At 36.6% G+C, this 25,174-nt stretch carries 21 protein-coding genes and 1 pseudogene; 5 read left to right on the top strand and 17 right to left on the bottom strand.

The genetic code is table 11. The features are described from left to right. Positions 1-6: 6 nt before the first annotated feature. The 5 genes from KI375_RS23035 to KI375_RS23015 form a co-directional block, all read right to left on the bottom strand. Positions 7-1,761, bottom strand: coding sequence for an ABC transporter ATP-binding protein (locus KI375_RS23035; RefSeq protein WP_212975735.1), 1,755 nt, complete (start codon positions 1,759-1,761; stop codon positions 7-9). A gap of 416 nt (positions 1,762-2,177) precedes the next feature. Further along, on the bottom strand, positions 2,178-3,059 hold the full coding sequence (locus KI375_RS23030) for a transcriptional regulator CcpC (protein WP_212975734.1): 882 nt from the start codon (positions 3,057-3,059) through the stop codon (positions 2,178-2,180). A 58-nt stretch (positions 3,060-3,117) separates the two neighbouring features. Beyond that, a complete protein-coding gene (gene cbpB, locus KI375_RS23025; RefSeq protein WP_207452021.1) occupies positions 3,118-3,564 on the bottom strand; it encodes a cyclic-di-AMP-binding protein CbpB in 447 nt (148 codons plus the stop codon). Between the two features lie 110 nt (positions 3,565-3,674). Next, positions 3,675-3,929, bottom strand: a complete 255-nt coding sequence (locus tag KI375_RS23020; RefSeq protein ID WP_207452022.1) for a YkuJ family protein — start codon at positions 3,927-3,929, stop codon at positions 3,675-3,677. Positions 3,930-4,251: 322 nt separating this feature from the next. After that, positions 4,252-4,872, bottom strand: a complete 621-nt coding sequence (locus tag KI375_RS23015; protein ID WP_212975733.1) for a DUF3993 domain-containing protein — start codon at positions 4,870-4,872, stop codon at positions 4,252-4,254. 195 nt (positions 4,873-5,067) lie between these two features. On the opposite strand from KI375_RS23015, the gene KI375_RS23010 reads away from it, so the two are divergent. Beyond that, complete coding sequence (locus tag KI375_RS23010; RefSeq protein WP_212975732.1) at positions 5,068-5,520, top strand: YkyB family protein; 453 nt, start codon at positions 5,068-5,070, stop codon at positions 5,518-5,520. 91 nt (positions 5,521-5,611) lie between these two features. On the opposite strand, the gene KI375_RS23005 is transcribed toward KI375_RS23010, so the two are convergent. The 5 genes and pseudogenes from KI375_RS23005 to KI375_RS22985 all read right to left on the bottom strand — a co-directional run bounded on the left by KI375_RS23005 (position 5,612) and on the right by KI375_RS22985 (position 9,455). Then, the gene (locus KI375_RS23005; RefSeq protein WP_212975731.1) at positions 5,612-6,526 is read right to left on the bottom strand and encodes a chemotaxis protein; all 915 of its coding nucleotides are present in this window, start codon (positions 6,524-6,526) and stop codon (positions 5,612-5,614) included. An 18-nt stretch (positions 6,527-6,544) separates the two neighbouring features. Beyond that, positions 6,545-7,441: an NAD(P)-dependent oxidoreductase gene (locus KI375_RS23000; protein WP_212975730.1), complete on the bottom strand. Its 897-nt coding sequence runs from the start codon at positions 7,439-7,441 to the stop codon at positions 6,545-6,547. Between the two features lie 23 nt (positions 7,442-7,464). Further along, positions 7,465-8,250, bottom strand: a complete 786-nt coding sequence (locus tag KI375_RS22995) for an SDR family oxidoreductase (protein WP_212975729.1) — start codon at positions 8,248-8,250, stop codon at positions 7,465-7,467. 216 nt (positions 8,251-8,466) lie between these two features. Continuing rightward, positions 8,467-9,189, bottom strand: a pseudogene (locus KI375_RS22990) (phosphoenolpyruvate-utilizing N-terminal domain-containing protein); the annotation flags it as partial. Beyond that, entirely contained in the window at positions 9,189-9,455 is a 267-nt protein-coding gene (locus KI375_RS22985; RefSeq protein ID WP_242698345.1) for a phosphocarrier protein HPr, read from the bottom strand. The pseudogene KI375_RS22990 and the gene KI375_RS22985, both read right to left, overlap by 1 nt. A gap of 412 nt (positions 9,456-9,867) precedes the next feature. On the opposite strand from KI375_RS22985, the gene KI375_RS22980 reads away from it, so the two are divergent. Continuing rightward, positions 9,868-10,059 carry a YkvS family protein gene (locus KI375_RS22980; protein ID WP_207452027.1) on the top strand — a complete coding sequence of 64 codons (192 nt, stop codon included), beginning with the start codon at positions 9,868-9,870 and terminating at the stop codon, positions 10,057-10,059. A gap of 166 nt (positions 10,060-10,225) precedes the next feature. Here the strand turns inward: KI375_RS22980 and KI375_RS22975 are convergent, their stop codons facing one another. Then, positions 10,226-11,263, bottom strand: a complete 1,038-nt coding sequence (locus tag KI375_RS22975; protein ID WP_212975727.1) for a YkvI family membrane protein — start codon at positions 11,261-11,263, stop codon at positions 10,226-10,228. Between the two features lie 252 nt (positions 11,264-11,515). On the opposite strand from KI375_RS22975, the gene KI375_RS22970 reads away from it, so the two are divergent. Next, a complete protein-coding gene (locus KI375_RS22970) occupies positions 11,516-13,651 on the top strand; it encodes an ATP-dependent Clp protease ATP-binding subunit (protein WP_212975726.1) in 2,136 nt (711 codons plus the stop codon). Positions 13,652-13,758: 107 nt separating this feature from the next. Here the strand turns inward: KI375_RS22970 and KI375_RS22965 are convergent, their stop codons facing one another. Next, a complete protein-coding gene (locus KI375_RS22965) occupies positions 13,759-14,538 on the bottom strand; it encodes an SDR family oxidoreductase (RefSeq protein WP_212975754.1) in 780 nt (259 codons plus the stop codon). A gap of 623 nt (positions 14,539-15,161) precedes the next feature. Next, positions 15,162-15,416, bottom strand: a complete 255-nt coding sequence (locus KI375_RS22960; protein WP_212975725.1) for an aspartyl-phosphate phosphatase Spo0E family protein — start codon at positions 15,414-15,416, stop codon at positions 15,162-15,164. Between the two features lie 343 nt (positions 15,417-15,759). On the opposite strand from KI375_RS22960, the gene KI375_RS22955 reads away from it, so the two are divergent. Then, positions 15,760-16,836, top strand: coding sequence for an acyltransferase family protein (locus KI375_RS22955; protein WP_244852986.1), 1,077 nt, complete (start codon positions 15,760-15,762; stop codon positions 16,834-16,836). Positions 16,837-16,852: 16 nt separating this feature from the next. On the opposite strand, the gene KI375_RS22950 is transcribed toward KI375_RS22955, so the two are convergent. Both KI375_RS22950 and KI375_RS22945 read right to left on the bottom strand, forming a co-directional pair. Beyond that, the gene (locus KI375_RS22950; protein WP_212975724.1) at positions 16,853-17,839 is read right to left on the bottom strand and encodes a diaminopimelate dehydrogenase; all 987 of its coding nucleotides are present in this window, start codon (positions 17,837-17,839) and stop codon (positions 16,853-16,855) included. An 82-nt stretch (positions 17,840-17,921) separates the two neighbouring features. Then, on the bottom strand, positions 17,922-19,277 hold the full coding sequence (locus tag KI375_RS22945) for a TrkH family potassium uptake protein (RefSeq protein ID WP_212975723.1): 1,356 nt from the start codon (positions 19,275-19,277) through the stop codon (positions 17,922-17,924). A 179-nt stretch (positions 19,278-19,456) separates the two neighbouring features. Here KI375_RS22945 and KI375_RS22940 point away from each other — a divergent pair, with 179 nt between their 5' ends. Further along, on the top strand, positions 19,457-19,651 hold the full coding sequence (locus tag KI375_RS22940) for an alpha/beta-type small acid-soluble spore protein (RefSeq protein ID WP_207452033.1): 195 nt from the start codon (positions 19,457-19,459) through the stop codon (positions 19,649-19,651). A 324-nt stretch (positions 19,652-19,975) separates the two neighbouring features. Here KI375_RS22940 and KI375_RS22935 read toward each other — a convergent pair whose 3' ends face one another. Both KI375_RS22935 and KI375_RS22930 read right to left on the bottom strand, forming a co-directional pair. Continuing rightward, a complete protein-coding gene (locus tag KI375_RS22935; RefSeq protein WP_212975722.1) occupies positions 19,976-23,050 on the bottom strand; it encodes an efflux RND transporter permease subunit in 3,075 nt (1,024 codons plus the stop codon). A gap of 197 nt (positions 23,051-23,247) precedes the next feature. After that, positions 23,248-24,831 carry a peptide chain release factor 3 gene (locus KI375_RS22930; protein WP_212975721.1) on the bottom strand — a complete coding sequence of 528 codons (1,584 nt, stop codon included), beginning with the start codon at positions 24,829-24,831 and terminating at the stop codon, positions 23,248-23,250. Between the last annotated feature and the right edge of the window lie 343 nt (positions 24,832-25,174).

Below are 25,174 nucleotides of genomic sequence, written 5' to 3'. Positions count from 1 at the left end.
GATTACTCACCCTCCTTGCCCTTGCAAAATGGCCTTTTGATCTTGAAACTGAATTTTATATACACGTTCATATAGACCATTTCCGCGAATGAGTTCTTCATGTGTGCCTCTTTCAACGATTTTACCATCCTCTAGCACAAATATTTTATCCGCATGCTTCAATGAAGAAATTCTGTGGGCGATGATAAATGTTGTTCTTCCATGCATTACTTCTCTCATGGCCCCTTGAATTTTAAATTCCGTTTCCATGTCTACAGCGCTTGTGGCATCATCAAGAATTAAAATACTTGGATCGAGACAAATAGCACGAGCAATAGCTATTCGCTGTTTTTGCCCTCCTGATAATCCTAGACCTCTTTCACCTAGGACAGTATCATATCCATCAGGCAATTGTATAATAAACTCATGGGCATCTGCTCTTTTTGCTGCATCAATGATATCCTCCATACTTGCATCCGGTCGACCAAAAGCAATATTCGCTTTAATCGTTGATGAAAACAGAAAGCTTTCCTGTAATACAAAACCGATATTGCTCCTTAATGCTTTCAAAGAATAGTCTTTAACATTTTTTCCGTCCACAAGCACTTCACCAGATTCAGCCTCATAAAATCTCGTAATCAATTGTGTAATACTGGTTTTTCCTGATCCAGTAGCCCCAACAAGTCCAATGATCTCACCAGGTTCAGCCTCAAAGCTTATATCTGTTAAGGATAAATTATCTTCACCCGCATAGCGTAAAGAAACGTCATTAAATTCCACTCTTCCTTCAAGTCTTTCAGGTGAATAAGCATCTTCTTTATCTGCAATATCCTCTCGTGCCTCTAAGATTTCTAATAAGCGCTCACCAGATGCTTTTGATTGTGAAAACTGATTGATGGTAAATCCTAGATTCATAATCGGCCATAAAATATAACCAACCAAACTATAAAAAGCTACTAACTCACCTGGCTTTAAAGAACCCTTGATTACAAAATATCCTCCTAGAGCCAATAACGCAATTACACAAAAGTTCCCTAAAAATTCCATTAGTGGAAAATATTTCGCCCAAATATTCGAGGTAAAGATATTACGGTCCTTATAGTCTTCATTCGAGATATTGAATTTTTGGTTTTGGAATTCTTCTCGTGACAATGATTTTACCGTATTAATACCAGAAATACTCTCTTGAACATTTGTGTTTAATTTTCCAAACGAACGACGGATATTTCGAAAAGCTGGATGAACAGCCCTATCAAACTTATAAACAACGAAAAATAAAAAAGGTAATGAAATCATTGTTGCGAATGTTAATGGAACTGAATAATAAAACATGACTCCAAATGTAACGGTTAATAATAATATAAGTCTAAGAATCTCTGCGAAACCAAAGGATAAAAAGAATCGAAATGTTTCAACATCAGCTGTTAGCCGTGACATTAAATCTCCAGTCTTTGCATTATCATAATAACGAAATGGCAAAAATTGCAACTTGCCATATAACACTTTTCTCATTTTATATACAGAGTTAATTCCAAATAAATCCCCCATATATTGCTGAAAAAAGGTCGCAACCGCCTTGACTATCATGATTCCAAAAAAGGCGACTGTTAAAGGAATAATCCAATCGTATTGCTGGTTTAACACAACGTTATCAATGGTCAATTGAAGAATGACTGGGTAAATAACCGTGATTGCCGTAACAAGAAACAAAAAAACTACGGATGTGATAAAGAATTTTTTATATGGCCAATAATACTGCCTTAACTTTTTAAACGTTTGCACAAAGTCCCCTCCTCTATGGCTTTTGGCCATGATACTTAATATATCGGTTTCCGAAATAAATTTCCACTGTTTTTCAATAAATTATTTGTATTCATTCGAATATCCGATACGCTCTACAACTAAAGTTTGAATTGTCATTTTTTAGAAGAAATCTTCCACACTCCAATTAATGATGTATTTTACTTTGACTATTATAATGCTTTTCCTTTCGTCTTGCGAGGGAATTGTTTAAAAAAACCAAAAAAAGATACCCTTGAAATCATATGGGCATCTTCAAAACATATGAATGATTTTTTACTCAATGCATGCAATTTATTTAATGACTAAATTATACCCGTTTAACCACTTGGTTTACATGTCATACGCAACAGGTTGTTGCTCAATAGTATGTAGTGGCTTTGGTTAGAATCATCTCATCAAGGATGTTTATCCGAGACGAATGTTTGAACCACATCGACAAATGCTTTGACTTGACGCAGTTCGAAAACAGATTCATATCCTAATAACCATGTATCACGATTGATTGTTTGTTGTTTATCATCCAATAATGGAATTTTAAAAACATCTGTTTCTGAACCAGAAAGAGTAATCGCAGGTAAGATGGCATACCCTATGCCATTATATGTCATTTGCTTACAGGTTTCGATTTGGTCTACCACAATGGTCCGCCTCGGAAAAGTTTGAAATTGGCGATGCCACCAATCTTGAATTTCTTGATAATAGGTTGAATCACTTTTGAATTGAATAAAAGGACGTTCTGTTTCTAATACCTCTTCCACTTTTTGAATTTCACGATCCACTAAATAGAGCTGATCTTCAAAAAGGTGATGTTTTATTCCTTTCCAATCTGTAGTTCCCCTTATAATCCCGATATGAACCTCACCTTCATATAGACTCTTTAGGATTTCACTACTCCAGCCTGTTATTAAAGAAACCTTCGCGTATGGATAAATACGAAGAAACTCTTTTAGTACTTTTGGCAGCCAATTTTGACCTACAATTGAAGCACAAGCAATTTTTAATGTTCCATGCACGTGGGTATGAAGGGATTGCAGTTCTTCAAATACCCGATTTTGTTTCTCTATTATATTCTTCGCAAAATTGACAACAATTTCTCCAGAGGGTGTAAGAATCAATCCTTTTTGCGTTCGGAGAAATAAGGCAACGCCCCAATATTTTTCGATATTTTGTAGACGCTGAGATAATGCCGGTTGTGATACAAATAATTTTTCTGCCGCCTTACGCATATTCGCTTCCTTTGCAAGCACGACGAGCAGCTGATAGTCAGATAAAGACATTTGTATCTTCCTTTCGCCATTTTAGCCAAAATATTAGCTCCCTTAATGGGAGCTATATTTATACATGATTTAATTTCCCTAAATAATTTTTCAATTCCTTTAAAAGAACTCTTCTTGTAAAGATTCCTTCAAAAAAACCTTCACGATCTTCAACACATAAAAAAGGATAATCAATCAGCAAATCAAGTGCTTTTTCAAACTCTTCGTCCACTTGTATTTTTGGAATTTGAATTTGCATAACATCTTCAACTTTTTTATCGCTTAATTTCTCAAACTCAATTCGTTCTAATCCAAGTATGGATTCTGTAATAAGAGGAGAACTAATCAATCCATGTAGCTTAAATCGTGCATCTAAAACTGGAATAGCGGAATAACCACTTTTTGTTAAGACTAATAAAGCATGTTCCAAGTTATTCCCGATTTGTACATGCGCAACTTTTTCGGCTGGGATTATATAATCACTTATTTGTGGGTTCATGTTTTGATGACTTTGTAAGGAAATCATTCCAATCCCTCATCTCTTTATAATCTTCATTCTTCCTCATTTTAACATAAACCCGAAAAGAAAACGCTTTATTTGATGTATTTTTAACGAATTTTTAAGAAATGGATGTTTTAGGAACGTTCTTTCTCTTCTTGGACCATGTCAAAGATCTCAATGGCAGCCATATCAATATCATCAAATTGGTATTTCTGTTTATCATGATCTTTACTATATTCCTCCACCTCATATGTGTGAGAAGCAGGGAAATATTTCACCTGACATAGGATTTTTTGATTCACTTCAAATAATCGTTGAGGAATTTCCTCTTGATCCCCATTATTTTGCATTGTTTGAAGCCTTTGTATAATGCTTACTAATTGTGACATTGTTAAACTCCTTTCTTGAAAGACAATGTAATTATAAAAGACTTGAGAACCTGAATGCAAACCTCATGATTAAAAGTTAAGGTAATCAGAAAATAGTGGATTTTTCGAATGCAGCTAATAGGGCTGGTACACAACTACAATGCTAAGGTTTAAAAACCAATAATTACCTTAGTGGAAAAAATATATTTAGACTCCTGCATGTTTGCCAGATTCCAGGAGACGGAGTATATTTCGAAGCGAGTTTTATACACACTAGTAGTTCGTTTTTTCCTTTAGTAAAAAAACTTTTGTCCCAGCCCTACATGATAATCCGAATACCTGATTATTCTTGATTAAGGAGGGCTTCATTTGTATAATTCCAAAACACAGGAAATATATTATGAATAGTGGGAACAGAACTTAGGCTTAATTCAAACATTTCGTTCGTTTGTCCCTGCGTTCGTTTATTACTTTCTGACTGTGCTTCCTGTGTTATCTCTTCTGGTACACCCCATAATACATCAGCAATTTTCCAATCCTTTTCTTTCGTTAATCGTACGCCTTGATAACTGTCGGAAAATTTGACCGGTCCTTCATGATCGTTAATTTTCTCAATAATATACAATTGATTTTTATATTCGGTCATCTTTGTTCTGTCACTGTAAGAAAAGTAAGGAATATAATAGAGAGCAAAGTCCGTCCCAAGGGTCTGGTAGCCTTCTTCAGTCTTCACTATATTTTCTTCTATAAATTGGTCAATAAATGATTCAGTAAAATAAGGGGCCATTTTTTGTTCGATTTCTGATATGGATCTCCCTTTTTCGCTTAAACTAACTTGTACGTTAAAAGCTTTTTGCATAAACTCAAAAAAATCGGACTGATTTTCTGCAGCATCGACGTTTGCTGCACTTCCTAATAGAAAAGTAATACTCATAAGACATCCAATTACGATCTTCCTATACATTTCTATCACCTCATAAAGTATATCTCGTATAGTATTCTTTACCCTCTTAACAGCCCTACTCCCTGGTTCTTTAGACTTATTTTCAACACATTTCAGGATATCAGCAAATTTGCGATTTTGCTTTGTCCTTATCTTTCTTTTTAGAATCAACAATGGTATAATGGTAGTAAATATTAATGGAAAGGTGTACATTGTATGGATGAACAAGCCAATAAAGCAATGGAACTCTCTGTTACCAATCTTTCACAGGCTATTTTTACGGTCAACCGCCATGCCAAAACGGCAATAAACCCAAAATATTTATACATTTTAAAAAAAAATGCTCTTCATAAAATGATCCAAGAGCAGAAAGCCACTAAAATCGGCCTCCACTTTTCGAGGAATCCCAAGTTTAGCCAACAGCAATCAGATGTCTTAGTAGAGTGTGGAGATTACTTATTCCATATACCACCCACTAAAAATGATTTTGGAGAACTCCCTCATCTCGGGCATTTGAATCAGCAATCCCGCAACCCAAAAACCCGCATGTCCCTTAATACAGCCAAACGACTTCTTCAGAAATATACCGGTATAAAAGAAAACAAAGACCCAAATTCTACCAATACACAAAAACCAGTATTCAAGAAACTGGGAGATAGCTTTTTCTAACGATCTAAGCAATGATCCCTGTAGTATTTTTATCTATTGAAAGGCAAAACGGATCCCTAATTTAATCGGGATCCGTTTTCTGTTACTCTCTCTACAATAAAATATATTGATCGATTTTTGCAACTAGCTTATCTATGTCTGGTTTAGCAATTTGGTCCACAGCGCCTACCGCTTGTCCTCTATGAAATAGATCTTCTGTAATAAGTGATGAGAAGATAATAACAGGTAACCCCGCAAGTTGTGAGTTTTCTTTCAGTCTCCTCGTTAAATGGTGACCATCCATCTGTGGCATTTCAATATCGGTAATCACTAATTGAAATTCTTTAAGAACGTCATTTCCTTGCGCTAATATCGTCTCTAAATAATGTAATGCCTCTCTTCCATTCTCGAAAAATTCAATTTGTTCATAACCAGCGACAGCTAAGGTATCTGCAAGTAATTGCCTTAGTAATGGAGAATCTTCAACAACCATTAACCTTTTTCCTGAACGTTCTTTACGATTTACTTTTTTTAATTTAGAAGGATGAATACCGGCTTCTGGATTAATATCTACCATAATTTTCTCAAAATCTAACATTAAAATCATCTTATCATTCTCTTTAATGACGCCAATTACATTCGAAGAGTCTAGCGCATATAAATTGGAAGGCTTCTCTATTTTATCCCATGATATTCGTAAAATACGATCTACATTATGAACATGGAAAACAACTTGTTTGCTATTAAATTCTGTAACAATGTACTTGTCCTGTGAAGAATCGCGTTCAGATTCACTCTCCATTCCTAAGGCGCGCTCCAAACTCACCACAGGCAGCACCTCTCCACGCAATTGAATAATTCCCAATAGATATGGGTGTGAGTGTGGTATGGACATCGGAGAGCTTGGAAGAATAATTTCTCTCACCTTTAATACATTTATACCAAATACATGATGATTAATCTTGAACTGAATGATTTCTAGTTCATTGGTGCCACTTTCTAATAATATTTCTGACTGATCCTTCACAAATGTTTTCCTACCTTTCTATGACCCACTATCTTCCATGGATAAATCCCAATATTTTATCAAAGCTTGCGTACCACTGTTTTCTTCTCCTTGTTCAGCAAGAGAATCATATAATGTTTTTGCAAGTTCTAAACCTGGCAAACGAAGGGACATCTTCTCTGCCTCCTCAAGGGCAATTCCCATATCTTTAATAAAATGTTTAATAAAAAATCCCGGGGAGTAATCTTGCTTTATGACTCTTGGAATTAAATTTGACATCGACCAGCTTCCTGCGGCCCCATTACAAATTGATTTTAATACGGTTTCCGGATCGAGTCCTGCATGTTCTGCATAGACAAAAGCTTCTGTTACGCCAACCATATTAGAGGCAATAGCAATTTGATTACACATTTTTGTATGCTGTCCTGATCCCTCCGGCCCTTGATAGACTATATTTTCACCAAGTGTGGATAAGAGTGAATGGCATTCTTGAAACGTTTGCCGATCCCCTCCAACCATGATCGATAACGTTCCCTTTTTAGCTCCGATATCTCCACCAGACACCGGGGCATCTAATGCATGAACCTCCCTCTTTTTTCCTTCTTCATAAATCTTTTTAGCTAAAGATGGTGTAGATGTCGTCATATCGATCACAATCGAGCCCGCTTTTATTCCAGCGTAAATCCCTTGTTCACCAAAATAGATATTTTCTACATCTTTTGGATATCCAACCATTGTAATTATTATTTCGGTATTTCCAGCCATTTCTTTAGGATTTTCTACCCACTTTGCTCCTTCTGCAATTAATCTCTTCGCCTTTTCTTTCGTTCTTGTGTAAACATTAACTGAATATCCATTAGCCATTAAGTTTCTCGCCATGCTTTCTCCCATAACCCCTAAACCAATAAATCCAATCATTTCTTTTTTGTGATTCATATTTTTTCATCCTCCCCATGATATTAAACGGATCTTAATTTCCCCCCATCAACAAAAAAGCTGCTACCTGTCATATATGTATTAGCCTCTGAAGACAGAAAGATGACTACTTTCGCAAATTCCTCTGGTGTCCCCGAGCGCCCTAATGGAATGCTCTCTTCGGCAGATTTTTTAATTTCTTTTACATTAACGTCCTTTTTATTAGCGTTTATTTCATCTAAGTGGGATACTCTGTCTGTTAATATTCTACCGGGTGCAACTGTATTTACTAAAATATGATAAGGGGCTAATTCATCTGCTAATGTTTTCGCTAAGCCCATTATCCCCATCCTAAATGTGTTGGACAAGATAAGACCTGGAATCGGTTCACGTATCGAAGATGAAGCTATATTAATAATACGTCCTCCTTGTTCTTTCAAGTAAGGTAACGCTGCTCGGATAATACGTACATAGGATAATAAATTAAGTTCGAATGCCGATTGCCAATCCTCATCCTGAAAATCTTCAAACCCACCGGCAGGAGGACCACCAGCATTATTAATTAATATATCAAGACCACCTAACTCCTTAATCGTTTCATCCATCATCGCTTGAATTTGACTAGGCTCTGTAATATCACAAGTTGTAATTTTCACTTTTCCTTGTCGAAAATGTTCAAATTCCGATTGGACTTCTCTAAGGCGTTCCATATTTCTGCTTGCTAACATTACATCAGCATCTTCTTTTACAAATAATTCCGCGATGGCTCTCCCCAAGCCTTGACTTGATGCGATAACCAATACACGTTTCCCTCTTAAGCCCATCTCCATCCTAGACACCCTTTCTTGTTGATAGTCTAATTAGAATTTCATTATTTTAAAAAACAAAAAAAGCGCTGGATATTAGTCCAGCGTAAAAAGGGGGAAAAATGAGAATGAATGAATCGTATCATTCAATCATAGTTATTGTATACCACTTAACGCCAATATATACACTTGACTTTTAATTACAAGCAGATTACATTTTTATTTCCTTTTTTACAAAGCTTTATAATATTGAACAATTTCACGAGTTGGATTAATGTGTACATCTCCATTAAATCCATCAACAATAAGCAAATCCCCTTGTTTGATAATGTCTGTCGCCTCTATAGTCCCGACGACAGCTGGTATTTCAATTGACCTCGCCATGATCGCCGAATATGAAGTATGCCCGCCATTATTTGTCGTGAAACCTTGTACAAATTGTGTGTTTAATTGCGCGGTATCAGAAGGAGTTAAATCCTCCGCTACGATGACCACTTCCTCAGCTACTAAACCGGGATTAGGGATTTTCACCCCTAATAAATGACTTAAAACCCGCTTTGATACATCCTTAATATCTGTAGCCCTTTCTTTCATATATTCATTTTCAAGCTGTTCAAAAAATTGAACAAAATGATTCGTCGTTTCTGTTAGAGCAGTTTCAGCGCTCACTTTGTTATCCGATATTCCTCCTGTAATCGCTGTCAATAATTCAGGATCACTTAACACTAGGAGATGTGCGTCAAAAATAGCCGCCTCATCTTCCCCTATTAATTTTATAGTCTGTTGACGTATTAATTCTAGGTCAGATTTAGCGGCATTTAATGCTGAGTGAAGACGATGAACCTCTTCCTCAGCATCCGAGATAGCGATTTTCTTAAAAGAAAGATCTGGTTGAGCAAGTAGATATGCTTTTCCGCTGGCAATTCCACTAGATGCTGCTATCCCTTTTAATAAAGTTGACATTATTTCGCAAGGCCTTCTTTTTCAAGCAATTCTTCAATACCAGCCATTGCTTCTTTCTCATCACTTCCATCTATACTGATCGTGATTACAGTATCTTTGGCAATTCCAAGGGACATAACCCCCATGATCGACTTAAGGTTTACCTTTTTGTCCTTAAATCCTAGTTGAATATCTGAAGAATATCTGCTTGCTGTTTGAACAAGTACAGTTGCTGGTCTTGCGTGAATTCCAGTATCTGCAGTTACAGTGAATTGTTTTTCAATCATTTACATCGTCTCCTTTTTGACTAAGTTAAAAGTACCCTCAGTACAAAATTAGCTAATTTTGCCTGTTTCGTCAATCTTTGAGCAACAAAAAACAAAGAATTTTTATCTTTTTTTATCTTTTCCCTATTTTTCTTAGTTTTATTTGAAAAAACTGCAACAATTTTTCTTCTTGCACTTTTTTAAGAAGTAGTGCAAAATATGAAGAAATAATTAATAAATGATTTTAGAAACATCATCCAGATACCTTAAAAATCATGAAAGTGGATAAAATGAAACTTTCCTGTTGACCTGAACAAATCAGGCTTTTACTGGCTGTTGATCCTTGACTTACCATTCTTAGTTTTCCACAAATTCTAAAGTGAGGGGCTTACAGCCAATGAATGCGGGAGAAATAAACAAGGGAGAGATTGGATTGAAAATTGCTGAAATCGGAGACATTGTTGAATTTAAAGACGGCTTTCAAGGAATTGTAGAGAAGGTAAATGAGAACTCTGTTATTGTTGATTTAACGTACATGGAAAATTATCGTGATTTTGATTTAGAAGAAAAAACAGTTATCAACCATAAAAACTATAAAATTATTAAGGGTTCTCTTAGTGTATAATTACTACTGTTTAATTAAAAGCTTTTACAGCTAATCTATAAAAACGAAGGGCGGTTCATTTTTCCCCTTCGTTTTTTCGTTATCAGAAACTTATTGGTTCACTCCTTTTTACGTTAGCTGCTTCAAGAGTTTAAAGTAAAGTTGTAAACATCTGGTTTTTCCACCCTTACTTATTTTTCATTGGCTTCAACCATAATAATAATAAAAAAATCAAACTGATGTAACCGAATAAAGGATATAAAAGACCGAGGAGCTGTCCGTAATCAATTCTCCCGATTATATAGATGACTGCAATCATCATAATATAAATCCAAATACTTTTTAGTGAGAAAAACTGACTTATTTGTCTTTCAATCCCATACATATTACCAATCAAAGAAGTAAAGATCTCCCCATATATAATAAATAAATACAGAAAATAAAATCCACTCATCGCATTTTTTACAATAGTCGCCATTGGGATATCATAGACTAAAAGGTCTGGAAGCGTCGATAAAGTTATATGACTCGAAATTAAGATAATCGTTAGCAGTCCCCCGCCTATGAACCCGCCAAGCTTTACAGTTGCTTTATCATTGACCTCGGTCGCTACAGGAACCAGTACGGCTTGGGCTAATGTGAGATTAAAAGCGGCATATGAAAATGCTGAACCAATTGCTTTCCAAGTGTGATCCATACTCACAAAGGAAAATAAACTTGACCATAATAAGGGAGAAGAAAGAGAGCTGTACATTAATAATAAATTAAAAATAATAAGGGTGGGAACAACGAATATGTTTACAGCAAATAAGCCTTTCAATCCACCCCATAAGACGATCAAGCACAGGATAATTGTCATCACAGACCCAGTTGTTTTTCCCCATCCTAATTGCTCTACAAATAAAGCCTCTGCTCCCGAAAGCATGACTCCACATACACCCACCAACATCGCGGTCATTAAGATATTCATCACTTTTCCAAATGTTTGTCCAAATAAATCATTGTTTAACTCCATAAAAGAAGTCGCTTGTATATCAATTGCTTTTGTCATCACCTTCATTCCAAAAAAGACGAACAAATACCCTGCTACTAATATGGACATCAGTCCAAACAATCCATATTGGGTAAAAAATTCTACAATCTCTTTCCCGGTTGCAAAGCCTGCCCCGATAACGGTTCCTACATACACTGCTGCTATCTGAAAAGCCCCTGTCCACTTATTCAATTTACTGCCCCACTTCATCTTATTTTTGCCCTTCGAAATTTAGGTATCATTTTTATATCTATATGATCCTTTTTTAAAAAAATCATAAAAAGTGGCTTTTTTACTTGAAAGTCAAAAAAGGTCAGTGTATAATAAAGCCATAAGGTCGAAATTGGTCAAAGTTTTCTTGCTGATCTTCACCTTTTTTTACTATCAATTAGTCAAAGTTAGTTAAAATCAAACAACGACTAAACAATGGAGGATTGATGATGCATGTTATGTGCTAAATGTCAAGCAAACCAAGCAAAAATCCATCTTCATCTAAATGTCAATGGACAAAAACAAACATTGCCTTTATGTCAAGATTGTTATATACAGGAAAAGGAAAAATTGGGAGCTTCTATGGGGAATCCTTTTAATGGTTTCGGTGGTTTGGAAGACTTATTTGACAACTTTTCTCAAAATAACCAAAGCCATTCACAACAAGCTGCCAAAACTTCGACAAAACAAAATGGTTTTTTAGATCAATTTGGTCGTAACCTAAATCATGCTGCAAAGGCTGGTTTAATTGATCCAATCATTGGAAGAGATGAGGAAATAAAAAGAACGATTGAGATACTCAATCGCCGAAATAAAAACAATCCAGTCCTAATCGGTGAACCAGGTGTTGGGAAGACCGCCATTGCAGAAGGACTAGCCCTAAAAATTATCCAACAGGATGTGCCTGCCAAATTAAAAAATAAAGAGGTTTATCTGCTTGATGTAGCCTCATTAGTAGCCAATACAGGGATCCGTGGACAATTTGAAGAACGGATGAAACAATTAATAACGGAATTACAGGAACGTAAAAATATTCTAGTCTTTATTGATGAAATTCATTTATTAGTTGGTGCTGGCTCAGCTGAAGGATCGATGGATGCCGGAAATATTCTTAAACCAGTTCTTGCTCGTGGTGAATTGCAGGTCATTGGAGCAACAACATTGAAAGAGTATAGACAAATCGAAAAGGATGCTGCACTGGAAAGACGTTTTCAACCAGTACAAATTCAAGAGCCTTCTCTAGAAAAGTCTTTGGACATTTTGTTCGGATTAAAAGAACAATATGAAAAATATCATCAAGTTCAGTATAGTGATGAAGCTTTGAAAGCATGTGTCGATTTATCTGCTCGTTATATTCAAGATCGATACCTCCCCGACAAAGCCATTGATTTGATGGATGAAGCCGGTTCTAAACTTAATTTGACCATTAAGGATGAATCTCATGAAGCCATCCATCAACGACTTGCTGAAATCGAAAAAGATAAGCAAACTACTTTAAAGCAAGAAAACTATGAACTTGCAGCTAAATTAAGAGACGAAGAGGTAGAACTAGAGCACAAACTAAATACTACTACTTCTTCTGAATCACAGCTTACTGTCCATCCTGAGGATATTCAAAGCATCATTGAAAGGAAAACAGGAATTCCAGTAGGAAAGTTACAAAGTGATGAACAACAAAAAATGAAGGAATTAGAAAAGAATTTAACAGCGCGAGTGATCGGGCAAGCTGAAGCCGTTAAAAAAGTTGCAAAAGCCATCCGTCGCAGTCGCGCTGGACTAAAAGACGAATATCGTCCAATTGGCTCGTTTCTTTTTGTCGGTCCTACAGGGGTTGGGAAAACGGAATTAGCAAAAACTTTAACGGAAGAACTATTCGGTACAAAAGAAGCCTTCATCCGCCTAGATATGAGCGAATATATGGAAAAACATAGTGTGTCAAAATTAATCGGTTCACCTCCAGGCTATGTTGGCCATGACGAAGCAGGTCAACTAACTGAAAAGGTTCGCCGAAATCCTTACAGCATTATTCTGTTAGATGAAATTGAAAAAGCTCATCCTGATGTCCAACATATGTTTTTACAAATCCTTGAAGATGGTCGACTTACAGATAGTCAAGGTAGAACCGTAAGTTTCAAAGATACGGTCATTATTATGACTAGTAACGCCGGAATTACTGAAAAACCAATTCATGTTGGCTTTCATCAAAGTGCAGCAATGAAGGAGACAAGTATCCTGCAGTCTCTCGGCTCGTTTTTCAAACCGGAGTTTTTAAACAGATTTGATAGCATTGTCGAGTTCAATTTATTAGAAAAAAATGATTTACTTCAAATTATTCAGTTGCTGTTAGATGAGCTCCAACATAAATTGCATGCACAGGATATGCATTTGGACATAGCTGATGAGGTGAAGGAAAAATTACTTGAGGTTGGCTATCACCCTGATTTTGGGGCACGTCCGCTTCGTAGAGCGATTCAAGAACAACTTGAAGATCAAATAGCCGATTTTGTCCTTGATCACAATCATGAAAAACATTTAAATGCGATTGTAGAGGACCAAAAGATAACGATTGTTTCACAATCCCATGAATAATGAAATTTCATCTCCAATCAACCGTCACTGAATCATTACCAAAAAAAGAGATTGCCGCTTTCTTCCAAAAAGCGGCAATCTCTTTTTAAAATGCTAGATAACGGAGATTATAGTAAGGTTTCAGCTCCGTCGATATAAATTTCTGATCCTGTAATATGGCTTGAAGCATCTGATGCTAAAAAGTGGATAAGGTCAGCCACCTGTTCAGGTTGTCCAGGTGCATCTTCAAGTGGATGACTTCCTTCCGGATATTGAACAGGGATTTTAACCTTTTGCAATTTATCTTGCTCAGGATGAGTATTTTCGCCAATATTCGTTTCAATAGCGCCTGGACAAATAATATTCACACGAATCTTGTAAGAGGCCAATTCCAAAGCAGCCATTTTCCCGAAAGCCATTTGTCCAGCTTTTGAGCTACTGTATGCAGACATCCCTGTTCCAGAAAACTTCCGATTGCCATTGATTGAGCTTGTAATAATGATACTTCCTCCCTCTTCTTTTAAGTGAGGAATAGAATATTTGACAGTTAAGAAAGTACTTTTTAAGTTGGTTGTCAACGTATGATCCCATTCTTCTGGCTCGAAATCTTCAATTGGGGTCACAACACCATTGATTCCTGCATTTGCAAAAACAATATCAAGTCTAGCAAATTCCGCCATCACTTGTTTCATTCCAGCTTCTACTCTTGTAGGATCTGATAAATCAACATCGACAATCATAGCTTTGGTCCCTATATTCTCAATCTCTTGCTTTATTTTCTCTGCTTTTTCTTCTTTTAGGTCGAATAATGCAACAGATGCTCCTGCTTTCGCTAATTGTATAGCACTGGCAGCCCCAATTCCTGAAGATGCTCCAGTTACAATCGCAACTTTACCGGTTAAGGACATTTTTTTACTCTCCATGTAAAATCCCTCCTCTGCGGTAAGTTTACCCAGACTTCAAAATTTTACTCCATTCGCATACACAAGAAAAGCGCAAGGCGCCCGCCTATCGGCGACAAGCAAATGTTCCTGAACCTAGAAAGGGTGCATTTTCCCTTTATAGGTTCAGGGTTATTTGACCTCGAGCCGATGGCGCCTGGAGCTGGACAACAACTGCAAGGTAAGCTACTTATCCATAAGCGACAATTTTATAGTTTCCTTAACAACAAAAGGGTCGGCCGAGGCTTGAGCAATCAAGATTCGCACTGTTACGTTTTTTGTATTTTCGTCACTTTCTCCAAATTTTTCCTTCTTAATCTTAATAGTAAAACTCCGCGATCCATCAAAATGGATCGCGGAGTTTTACATTCCCCTAAATCAATTGTATATGTGCTGTTTGTATAGACATCTTTATTTTAAAGAGGAGCAACCCTTTATCCCGCATTTCTGACAAGAACCTCAATAAAGTGAAACTTCAATCAGTGGGGGTCTTACGGCCAGTTAATGCGGGATAAATGCAGATCCATTTTATCTTCGATCCTATTGATCGTTCTATGATCGCTTCCAAATCTCTTATATGTAAGAACTGTCTATTTTGCTGTTTGAAGTTTTTGCTGTTTAACAAATTGATTATTTACGCTTTTTCTTGGAATTCTACTTTGATTGGAGTTTCTTGTCACTTGGTACGCTTGATAGTATTGATTCATCATTGAATCTAGTTCTTGGCTGCAAATTATTGTTTTTTCTGCGTTCAAGCCATATAACTCACCAAATAAATACATTTCTTTACGCTTTTCTTGAATTTGCGCTAATAACATTTTTTGATCTTTTGCGCTATAATACATACCCCGTTCTCCTCCAATTAATTTCCTCAAAACTCAACTATGACATTATCTCAACATTATTATTAAAAGTAAATAGATTCGCAAAAGTAGACATTTTTTTTAACCTTTATCATCAATTGTTCACATTTTCCTATAAAAACGCCTAGTTTTCACTGTCAAATAAACATAATTACGCAATTTTTTTATGTTAAATAAAAAAATAGTCAATTTTTGTCGCCTTATTTGTTCTAATAGAATGTATAGCATCCCTTTCCACTCATCATTACAAAAATTTCTTTTCTTTAACAGCTGTCATCTAAAATTTATTGAACCGTAATGTTATTCTAATAAAATGAAGGGTACAATGGTAATAACAATAGAAAAAGCGGTGAATGATATGGCAAATAGAGATTCTTATTTTGATAATGCAAGGTTTATTTTGATTTTTTTAGTGGTATTTGGCCATTTGATTCAATCTTATGTTGATGCGAATACATTCGTTGCGACACTTTATAAATTCATCTATGCCTTCCATATGCCAGCCTTTATCTTAATTTCAGGTTATTTTGCAAAAGGAATTTATCAAAAAGGCTATATTAAGAAAATAACAAAGAAACTAATTATCCCTTATCTGATTTTCCAGGGTATTTACTCTATTTTTTATTATTTTCAATTAGGGAAATCCTCATTGGAGCTTGATTTACTAAATCCTCATTGGTCACTATGGTTCCTACTAAGCTTGTTCTTCTGGCATTTGATGTTATTAGCATTCAATAAGTGGAAACCCCTATATGCAATAGCATGTGCGCTTATTATTGGCTTGGCTGTGGGCTATATTGATTGGGTTTCAAATTATTTAAGCTTGTCTAGAACATTTGTGTTTTTTCCTTTCTTTCTTATCGGCTTTTATTTAAAGAAAGAACATTTTCAAAAGATCGCTTCTTCTCAGGCAAAATTATGGGCTGCCATTCCGATTCTGGCTTATGTTATTCTACTGATCATCTTTCCTAATTTAAATGAAACATGGTTACTTGGCTCCAAACCTTATAGTCAACTACAGAACATAACCATTCTCGGCATCTTTACGAGAACAGGAGTCTATGCCTTAAATTTAATTATGGCAGGTTGCTTTTTCGCATTCGTACCTCGTAAAAGACTCTTTTTTACAAAATGGGGACGCAATACACTCTATGTTTACTTGCTGCACGGATTCATCATCCGCACATTTAGAGGAAGTAGTGTAGAAAATTATTTAGATCCCATGCAAAGCATGCTCATCTTAGTAATTGTTTCCTTTGGGGTAACCCTTCTCCTTTCAAGCAGATTAGTAACAACGATTGTCCAACCTTTTATTGAATTAAAATGGTCAAGATGGACACAATTTCTTAAAAATCTAAAGGAACCCAAAAATGATGCATATAAAAACACAACAACTGAGTAGTTGTTGTGTTTTTATATTACAATAGTTCTTTTCGTAAAGCCGCTGGAGATTTTGGGGATAAAAGCCCGATTGGAACATCAAATACTGTCTTAGCTCCGCTATCTCCCGTTTGATGCATTTTATAAGCTGCACGTGCATAAGCGACCAACACGCTGGCTGTGTATTCAGGGTTACTATCCAATTTCAAAGAGAATTCCATTATTTGTGAATGATCTTCTCCAGTATTTCCACTTCTAATTACGAAACCACCATGAGGCATCTTTGTGTGATTCGCCTGAAATTCTTCTTCAGTAATAAAATGAACCGTTGTATGATAATCGGCAAAATAATGAGGCATTGTTTTAATGACTTCCTCAATCTCCGCTGTATTGGCACCAGCTTTTGGTACTACATAACATTCGCGTAAATGTTTCTCATTCGTTGCCAAATCTGGATGTTCACCATTTCGAACACGATTCACCGCTTCCTCAATCGGTAGTGTGTATTGAACCGCTAATTTCACACCTTCTACACGACGAACAGCATCAGAATGCCCCTGACTTAATCCTTTTCCCCAGAATGTATATGTATCTCCAACTGGTAAAATGGCTTCTCCTAACAATCTATTCATCGAGAACATGCCAGGATCCCAACCAACGGAAATAATGCTCACTTTTTCTGATTTTTTCGCTACCTCGTCCATCTTTGCAAAGTACTCAGGGATTTTCGCATGTGTATCAAAACTGTCAATTGTATTAAATAAGGTAGATAGCTCAGGACCTTGTTCTGGTAAATCCGTTGCAGAGCCACCACATAGAATCATGACATCAATTTTATCTTGATACTGTTCTACATTTGTAATTGATTCGACTTTTACATTTGTACCAAGCGGCTTAACACTCGAGGGATCGCGTCTCGAAAAGACAGCAATAAGCTCTAAATCATCATTTACTTGAATAGATGCTTCGACACCTCTTCCTAAATTACCATAACCGACAATACCAATTTTAATTTTGTTATCCATAAAATTCCCTCCCGTGATTAAAATGCTACTAGTGCGTGTTCAAAGCTGTGTCATTTTCACCGGACTTTTTGAACATCTTCTACTAGCCAATAATAACTCTTTCTTTCGGATAATGAAAATCTGGCTCCTTTTCATTATTGGACATTGTTAGCAAAAACGACAGAATCCCAATCCTCCCGATAAACATCAGTAAGATCAATAATGATTTACCTATAATGGACAAATCTGCTGTAATACCCATAGAAGCTCCACAGGTACCAAATGCGGAAGCCACCTCAAAAATAATGGAAATTAAACTTTCATCCTCTGTCAGAGATAAAATAAAAATAGAGACTCCTGCTAAAATAACAGCTAGCATTAATACAACTAAAGATTTTATCACATCTTCGTGATGAATTTCTCGATTAAAGACTTTTATATTTGATCTTCCCCTTGCAAAGTGAAACAAAAATAATAAATTTAATGCAAATGTCGTGGTTCGTATTCCTCCCCCAACAGAGCTAGGTGAAGCACCAATAAACATAAGCGTTGACATAAATAAGGTTGTTGAAGGGGTTAGTTGATTTATATCCAGTGTTACCAGTCCTGCACTCCTCATCGAAGTGGATTGGAACAAAGAGTAAAAAAGAGCCTCATGCCAAGACTTCCCGACAAAAAAATGACTAAACTCAATTAACAAGATAATAATTGTACCTCCACCTAATAACAAGAAATAGGTAGTCGTTGTAATTTTAGTGAATAAGGTAAAACGAAAACGAATATTTTCTTCCTTATGTGTAAGGAAATTCTTCACTTCAATCCATACTGGAAAACCAATAGCTCCTAATACAATTAAAATCATCGTCACAAACTGAACAAAATAATCATCGGCGAAAGCAACTAGAGAATTGCCTGTTATATCAAAACCAGCATTGGTTGTTGCACTTATCGAAGCAAATAATCCTTGTAAATAGGCTTCCTGCCAAGAAGAATACTCTCTTAAAAAATATGTCCCTAATATCAACGCACCAATCAACTCAATAATTAAAATGATATAGACTATTTGTTTTAATAAAGCAACTAGCCCAGAAAGGTTTAATTGATTTTGGTCTGTTCTAATCAATTTTCTTTGTTTTAAGCCAACTTTCTTGCCAATGAATAACCAAAAAAAGGTACTGATCGACATAATGCCAATCCCACCAATTTGTAAAACGAGCATTAGAAGAAAAATGCCTTGGGTCGTAAACGTATCGACAATACTAACGGTTGTCAAACCTGTAACACTGACTGCACTTGCCGCTGTAAAAACAGCATCCATAAACGACCAATCCGCTCCAGGCTTCCGCGCAAAGGGCAAACTTAATGCAATCGCAGATAAAGCTACGGTAATAAAATAATAGGTAACCAGCATGCGAAATGGCGTAATTTTCGTTATCTTATTTTTCTTCAAGTGTTTCATTCAGTGTGTTCCTCCAGACCAAGCATTTCTCTATCATAAAACAAAAATTTATTCATGAAAAGATGGATTATCAAGTATCTTCCTTATAATACATATATAACAAATTCTATTGCAAATTTCCATGAATCCTTTGAAATATTTCGAACCATACTAAAGATAAACGCAAAGGAGGAGTTACAATGGCTAACCAAAGTAATAAATTATTAGTTCCTGGGGTTGAACAATACATGGATCAAATTAAATACGAAATTGCTCAAGAATTCGGTGTATCCCTTGGTTCAGATACTGTTTCAAGAGCAAACGGCTCAGTTGGTGGAGAAGTCACCAAGCGCCTAGTAAAACAAGCTCAAGCACAATTAAATGGCAAAAAATAAAGTGAAACTTCAATCAGTGGAGGTTTTCCCCATTGATTGGTAGTTGTATCAATCGGGTTTTATTGCCCGTTGATACAGGATAAAATAGAGAGGCTGGACATAACTAAAATGTTAAGCTCCAAAACGAACAATATATTACTTAGCGAAGGAAATATATGTAGACTCCTGCGCGGCAAGCCCCTGGAAGGCGAACCTAAGAAGGCTTGCCACTCGCCCGCAGAAAGCGAAGTATATTTCCAGAGCGAGTATATACACTAGTTCGTTTTTTCTTTGGTGAAAATATTCTTGTTCCAGCCTTTTTCTATTTTCCCACAAAAGTTATAGCTACTTTCTCCCGGCTTTTTTATTCATCTTTCTTGTTTCAGGATCAAATAAGCTATAGACAACAGGAATTACAAATAAAGTTAATAACGTACTGCTTAAAAGACCACCAATTACCGTAACTCCCATAGGCTGATTAATTTCTGTTCCTTCACCGATACCGATCGCAAGAGGAACAAGTCCAAGAATTGTTGTCAAAGCCGTCATGAAGATTGGTCTTGCCCTGTCCTTAACAGATTCCACAAGTGCCTCTATGCTTGGCATCCCTTGTTCTTTCTTTTGGTTAATGTAATCAACAAGCACGATCGCATTATTTACAACAATTCCAGCAAGTATAATAATCCCGATAAAAGCTGGTATACTCAAAGGCAGTCGAGTTACAAGCATAGAAATCGCAATTCCTATAACCATTAGTGGAACAGTAAACATAATCACAAAAGGATATTTAAATGATTCAAATTGGGCGGCCATCACAAAATAAATTAAGATGATCGCTAAAATTAAGGCCATTACCATATCTGCTTTCGAGTCTTGCAAAAGCTCTTGTTCTCCACTGTAACTTATCTGCGTTTCATCTGAGATGTTTAAAGCTGAAATCGACTTGTTTACTTCTTTTGTCACAGTCCCCAAATCTGTATTGGCACCATATTTCAATGTGAATTGCACGGCATCCTGTTGATTAATTCTTTGAATCTCAACAGGACCTTCGCCTTTTTCTATCTTTGCTAAGTCTTCAAGTTTTACATAAGAGCCATCTGACTTTCTAATTTGTAGATTTTTCAACTCGTCAAAATCCTTGCTGTCACTTTCATCAAGAGATACAAACACTTCATATACATCATCATGCTCTGAAATCATTTGTGTTGCTTGAACACCTCTGGTCATATCATGAACGATCGTTGCGATTTGAACTGGAGTGAGACCGAGCTCGAAGGCTTTATCTGGATCGATCTGAATTTGGACTTCTTCCATACTCTCCGCTGTACTTAACTCCAGTTCTCTGACATTGTCTAATTTCTCCAATGCCTTATGAATTTTTTTGGTGTTTTGATCGAGCCTGTCTTTGTTTGTATCATGGACATTAAATGTTAATGTCTGCGGTGCTAACCCCGAAGCTGCTTCTACATTAAAGGAAAGAGTGACAGTAGAATTGATTTGTTGTACTTCCTTTTCTATTTTTGGTTTTACACGATCGACAAATTCAAATAGTGATTGCGCTCGTTCTCCAAGTGGTTTTAGCTTTACATACATTTCTGCAGTATTCGCTTTTCCCTCCCTTTGAAAAGATGATTCCTGTGTCGCACCAATTAGGCTCACATATACTTCTACATCTTCTTCGCTCTTCAACTCATTCTCCACTTTACTCACGATTTCTTCCGTTTTCTTTAAAGCGGCACCGTTTTCCAGTTCAATATTGATACTGAAGAATCCTTCATCTGTAGGAGGTAAAAATTGCGTACCTAAAGTACTGATCCCGGCAATTCCGCCTACGAAGAGCAGGAAAGCGCTCAGTAATACGACAAAGCGATGTCTTAACGTCCAACGTATTGAACGATCTAACACATTCAATGATTTAGAGCGTCTTCTTTTTGCTTCATAATCTCCTTTCGGTGTTTTAAGCCACCTACTTGCTAACATTGGAATAACAGTTAAAGCAACAAATAGAGAGGCAAATAAACTGAAAGAGATTGTAAAAGCAAACTCTTTAAATAAATTCCCAAGAATTCCACTTATAAAAACAACCGGTAGAAACACTGCCACAGTGGTTAACGTCGATGCCGTTATCGCACCAGCTACTTCTTTTGCACCATCGCGTGCTGCTTGTTTGGAATCTTTCCCCATTGATAAATGACGATAAATATTTTCGATTACCACAATGGCATTATCTACCAACATTCCTACGCCTAGAGCAAGCCCGCCCAAAGTCATAATATTAAAGGCAAAATTAGCAAAATACATTAATACGAAGGTGACAATCACAGAATAAGGAATGGCCAGCCCAACAATAATGGGGCTTTTTATATTTCGTAAAAACAAGAATAAAACGACTATCGCCAACAGTCCGCCAATAATAAGAGAAGAAGCAATGTTCCCAATCGCCATTTTGATATAATCACCTTGATCAAATAATACATCTGATTGGACATGCTTAAATGGTTCTCTCTTTAATTGTTCGTTTAATTCTTGTAGAAATGCTTTCGATACATTGGCTGTATTCGCATCACTTTCTTGTAACACACTTAATAGCACAGATGATTGTTGATTAGCTCTCGTGATACTTGTGGATCTTTTTGGCTGCTTTTTTACTTCAGCCACATCTCTAATCAGAATCTTCTCCCCCGTGCGTGGCTCTTGTGTAACGGAGATATCTGCAATATCTTCTTCCGAATGCAGCATACTCAAAACTCTAGTAGATAATTCTTGTTCTTCAGTATGTATTGTATCACCTGGCATCGAGATTTGGTTTGCTTGGATAGCTTGGACAATGTCAGATTGAGCTAATCGATATTTTTTTAGTTTATCCTGATCCAATATGACTCGAATTTCATCCACCATTGTTCCAGATAGATTAACATTTGCGACACCTTCAACCTTCTTTAGCTCCTGAACTAAATCATTGGTTAATTCTTCTGTATTTTCATTTTCATTAGTTTGTAATGATAATTGGATAACAGGAAATTGCGCTGGGTCAAATTTCATGAATTTTGGTCTATCTGCATCCGTCGGAACTGGAGTCATATCAATCCTTTGCAGCACATCATTTTGGATAGCATCAATAGAAGTTGACCAAGAAAATTCAAGTAAAACTAGACTTGATCCTTCTTCTGAAACCGATCTGACATTTTTAATCCCAGGTAAGGTTGATAAATTCGCTTCAAGGGGTTTTGTTACCTTTTCGACCACTTCATCTGGACTTGCGCCTTGATAAGAGGTTACGACCACCGCAACTGGAGGATTAATATCAGGTATGAGTGTTAATGGAATTTTCAATAGAGAAACAATTCCAAGGATGATAACAAGCAGCATGGTGACAATGGTAAAAACGGGCCTTCTGATTGAAAATTGACTTAGATTCACTACGAAACCCCTTCCATTCTTTATCGATGCTTACATTATAGCAAGATTCTCTTTCATAAATAATAATAGCTTCCCTCCAACCTTGTTTTTTCCAAGAAAGGGACATAAGTGTGCTGCTTATTCGTTATCGATTATCTTTCCGAAAAACCCCCTATTCACAGCTTACAAGGCTACGAACAGGGGGGCTTCCTTACTGTTTATTCATGGTCGTCCATCGGATTACTTAATGTTATATCCGGATTTTTATCTTGGAACCACCGAAGTGCAAATTCATTTTCAAACAGGAATAGTGGATTGTCAGAACGATCTTTCACTAACATACTCCTACTGCTTGATAAGGATTCATCAATTTTATCGTTTTCAATCCATCTAGCAATTTTCGATCCCATCGATTCCATAATAACATCTGAATTATATTCATTCTTCATACGATGTTCAAATACTTCGAACTGTAATTGTCCGACTGCTCCAAGTATATAATCCTCACTCCGATATGTTCGATATAATTGGATAGCTCCCTCTTGCACCAGTTGCTGAATGCCTTTATGGTAACTCTTTTGTTTCATGACATTTTTTGGTGTCACACGTACAAAAAGCTCCGGTGTAAATTGGGGTAATTTCTCATATTGGATCTTTTGCTTTCCTGCAAATAAAGTATCACCAATTTGATAATTACCTGTATCATATAACCCAATAATATCTCCACTTACAGCCGTATTCACTGTACTACGATCATCTGCTAAAAATTGCGTTGACTGCGATAACTTAAGTGGTTTTTCAGTCCTCGCCAAGGATACATTCATTCCTCGTTCAAACGCCCCTGAACAAATTCTCAAAAAAGCAATTCTGTCTCGATGGGCAGGGTTCATATTGGCTTGGATTTTGAAAATAAATCCAGAAAATTGTTCTGCAGCCGGGTCAACAGGTCCCTCTATACTCTGACGCGGTTGAGGAGCAGGTGCGAAATCTAGATAGCTTTCAAGGAAAGTTTGAACACCAAAATTCGTTAAGGCACTCCCGAAAAATACAGGGGTTAACTTCCCTGATTGAATTTTTTCATTTGAAAATTCATTCCCTGCTTCGTCTAAAAGAAGGACTTCTTCTAAAACTTGCTGGTATAAAGAAGTCTCTTTAATCGGATGATCACCATTAATATCACCCGTTTCATCTAACGACAAAAATCGGTCTTGATCTTCAACACGAAATTGTTCAACTCGTTTATGGTAACGGTCGTAAATTCCGTAAAATTCTTTCCCCATCCCGATTGGCCAATTCATAGGATAAGATTCAATTCCTAATACCTCTTCTAGTTCAGCCAATAATTCTAAGGGTGTCCGTCCTTGCCGATCAAGCTTATTTATAAAAGTGAAAATAGGGATTCCACGCATTCTACAAACTTTAAATAGCTTTAAGGTTTGTTCCTCAATCCCTTTCGCGGAATCAATAATCATAACAGCACTGTCCACAGCCATTAATGTACGATACGTATCTTCACTAAAATCTTGGTGTCCAGGTGTATCAAGAATATTAATCCGTACATTGTCATAGTCAAATTGCATGACGGAAGAGGTAACAGAAATCCCCCGCTGTTTCTCAATCGCCATCCAATCTGATGTCGCGTATTTTCCTGTTTTCTTTCCCTTTACAGTTCCAGCATCACGGATGGCGCCACCAAAATATAAAAGTTTCTCGGTCATCGTCGTTTTCCCAGCATCCGGGTGAGAAATAATAGCAAAGGTTCTTCTTGATTCTATTTCGTCCTTCAAAGAATGTTTATTCATTATGATTTTCCTTCCAAAATTCAGTCTTGTATTATCATATTCCCTCAAGTGAAGAATTTCAAGAAGAAATGCGCAAATCGCCAGTTTAAAGGATGAACGGCTAGCCAGCGTTGATTTCCGTTAATCCGAACTCTTTCCCAGAGGCATATAGTGAACTTCCTCAGTCCTATAGGATGTAGATCACAAAGGCGGCGACGTACAAGGATGTATTAGTGCAGGCAAAGCAACAGGACATTGCGCTTTGAGTCTCCCGCCAGGACGGCGCGATTTAGCCTTTGATCTATAAAACGCTCCTGTGGGATTGCATCTGTTACGCTAATCCTACAGGAGTCGTCTGCCACTC

Source organism: Bacillus sp. J14TS2 (assembly GCF_018333015.1).
Taxonomy (GTDB): domain Bacteria; phylum Bacillota; class Bacilli; order Bacillales; family Bacillaceae_C; genus Lederbergia.
The sequence above is the reverse complement of the archived record's forward strand: the minus strand, read 5'-3'. Positions and strand labels throughout refer to the sequence as shown.

Bases quoted from the DNA above. Each gene is read 5' to 3' on its own strand.
- KI375_RS23030 (WP_212975734.1), bottom strand. From the start codon at position 3,059: ATGTCTTTATCTGACTATCAGCTGCTCGTCGTGCTTGCAAAGGAAGCG.
- cbpB (WP_207452021.1), bottom strand. From the start codon at position 3,564: ATGATTTCCTTACAAAGTCATCAAAACATGAACCCACAAATAAGTGAT.
- KI375_RS23020 (WP_207452022.1), bottom strand. From the start codon at position 3,929: ATGTCACAATTAGTAAGCATTATACAAAGGCTTCAAACAATGCAAAAT.
- KI375_RS23015 (WP_212975733.1), bottom strand. From the start codon at position 4,872: ATGTATAGGAAGATCGTAATTGGATGTCTTATGAGTATTACTTTTCTA.
- KI375_RS23010 (WP_212975732.1), top strand. From the start codon at position 5,068: ATGGATGAACAAGCCAATAAAGCAATGGAACTCTCTGTTACCAATCTT.
- KI375_RS23000 (WP_212975730.1), bottom strand. From the start codon at position 7,441: ATGAATCACAAAAAAGAAATGATTGGATTTATTGGTTTAGGGGTTATG.
- KI375_RS22995 (WP_212975729.1), bottom strand. From the start codon at position 8,250: ATGGAGATGGGCTTAAGAGGGAAACGTGTATTGGTTATCGCATCAAGT.
- KI375_RS22985 (WP_242698345.1), bottom strand. From the start codon at position 9,455: ATGATTGAAAAACAATTCACTGTAACTGCAGATACTGGAATTCACGCA.
- KI375_RS22970 (WP_212975726.1), top strand. From the start codon at position 11,516: ATGTTATGTGCTAAATGTCAAGCAAACCAAGCAAAAATCCATCTTCAT.
- KI375_RS22965 (WP_212975754.1), bottom strand. From the start codon at position 14,538: ATGTCCTTAACCGGTAAAGTTGCGATTGTAACTGGAGCATCTTCAGGA.
- KI375_RS22960 (WP_212975725.1), bottom strand. From the start codon at position 15,416: ATGTATTATAGCGCAAAAGATCAAAAAATGTTATTAGCGCAAATTCAA.
- KI375_RS22955 (WP_244852986.1), top strand. From the start codon at position 15,760: ATGGTAATAACAATAGAAAAAGCGGTGAATGATATGGCAAATAGAGAT.
- KI375_RS22950 (WP_212975724.1), bottom strand. From the start codon at position 17,839: ATGGATAACAAAATTAAAATTGGTATTGTCGGTTATGGTAATTTAGGA.
- KI375_RS22945 (WP_212975723.1), bottom strand. From the start codon at position 19,277: ATGAAACACTTGAAGAAAAATAAGATAACGAAAATTACGCCATTTCGC.
- KI375_RS22940 (WP_207452033.1), top strand. From the start codon at position 19,457: ATGGCTAACCAAAGTAATAAATTATTAGTTCCTGGGGTTGAACAATAC.
- KI375_RS22930 (WP_212975721.1), bottom strand. From the start codon at position 24,831: ATGAATAAACATTCTTTGAAGGACGAAATAGAATCAAGAAGAACCTTT.